Below are 1,640 nucleotides of genomic sequence, written 5' to 3' on the forward strand. Positions count from 1 at the left end.
CCCTATCAGTCAACGTAGTTGTCGCCTCAACGCAACCGACAGGTGACAACCATGAAGCACTACTCCGCGGAGCGTAAGGAAGCCGTCCTGCGCAAGCTGGCACCACCGATGAACCTCACTGTCCCCGAGGTGGCCGAGGCCGAGGGGATCTCCACGGCGACCCTGTACAATTGGCGCAAACAGGCCCGTGAGAGAGGACAGGTTTTGCCATCACGAGGATCGACCCCGGAGGGCTGGAGCAGCGAGGAGAAGTTCCGCGTCGTGCTCGAGACCGCGCCAATGACCGAGGCGGAGTTCAGCGCCTATTGCCGCGAGAAGGGGCTCTACCCCGAGCAGGTTGAAGCCTGGCGGCAGGCCTGCATGGAAGCGAACGCCAATGCGGCCGAGCAGGACAAACGCTCTCGCCAGGAGCGTAAGGCCGAGCACAAGCGCATGAAGAAGCTCGAGCGCGAACTCAGGCGCAAGGACAAGGCCCTGGCGGAGACGGCAGCGCTGCTGACGCTGTCAAAAAAAGCCGAGGCGATCTGGGGCCGCAACGACGAGGACGACTGACCAGCCTCCCGGATCGCCAGCACACCGTCGCCTTGGTTGCACAGGCGCAGCGCGACGGAGCCCGGCTGGCCAAAGCTTGCGCCATCATCGGCGTCAGTGTTCGCACCTACCAGCGCTGGAGCCGACCTGAGGGTGTGCGCTCGGACGGCCGTGCGGACGCCAAACGCCCGGAGCCGCACAACAAACTCGCAGAACGGGAGCGCACGGTGATTCTGGATCTTTGCAATGAGCCCCGCTACCGCAGTCAGCCGCCGGCTTACATCGTCGCAGACCAGGCCGACCGGGGCCGTTACATCGCCTCGGAGTCGACGTTCTACCGGGTGCTGCGCGATCACGACCAGAATCATCACCGCGGCCGTCACAAGGCCCCTCACGGCAGACGGCCACCCACAACCCACGTGGCGGATGCGCCGAACCGGCTATGGTCCTGGGATATTTCCTGGCTCCCCGGACCGGCTTGCGGGACCTGGTGGTACCTCTACCTGATCGTGGATGTATTCAGCCGCAAGATCGTCGGTCATGAGGTCCACGCCGCCGAGAACGGCGAACTGGCCAGTGAGCTCATCGAGAAAGCCCACTGGCGGGAGCACCTGGCCGCGAGGGCCAAGCCGTTGATTCTGCATTCCGATAACGGCAGTCCCATGAAGGCGGCGACATTCCTGCAGAAGCTCTACGACCTTGGGATCACACCCTCGCGCAGCCGCCCCCGGGTAAGCAACGACAACGCCTACTCCGAGGCACTGTTCCGGACACTGAAATACCGCCCGGGCTTCCCGTCGAAGGGCTTCGCCACGCTCGAGCAAGCTCGCGAATGGATGCTTACCTTCGTGCACTGGTACAACGAAGAACACCGGCACAGCGCACTGAAATACGTCACGCCGGCCCAGCGCCATCGTGGCGAGGCCACTCGGATCCTGGCGAACCGCAAGGCCACATACGAGCGAGCACGTGATACCCACCCGGAACGCTGGGCCGGGGCAATCCGGGACTTCGGTCTACCGGAGGCCGTCGCCTTGAATCCGGAAACGGCGGCCAATTGTTAAAGAACCGAGAAACCTCTCAGGCGTCATCTACGTTGACAGATAGCG

At 63.7% G+C, this 1,640-nt stretch carries 1 protein-coding gene; it reads left to right on the plus strand.

Translation table 11 applies throughout. From position 1 onward, the window contains the following. Positions 1–51: 51 nt before the first annotated feature. A protein-coding gene (locus B1A74_RS10050; RefSeq protein ID WP_099049994.1) for an IS3 family transposase occupies positions 52–1,595 on the plus strand; the annotation gives its coding sequence in 2 pieces (ribosomal slippage) (positions 52–523 and positions 523–1,595; 1,545 coding nt in all). The last annotated feature ends 45 nt before the right edge of the window (positions 1,596–1,640 follow it).

This window comes from Thioalkalivibrio halophilus, assembly GCF_001995255.1.
Classification (GTDB): Bacteria; Pseudomonadota; Gammaproteobacteria; order Ectothiorhodospirales; family Ectothiorhodospiraceae; genus Thioalkalivibrio; species Thioalkalivibrio halophilus.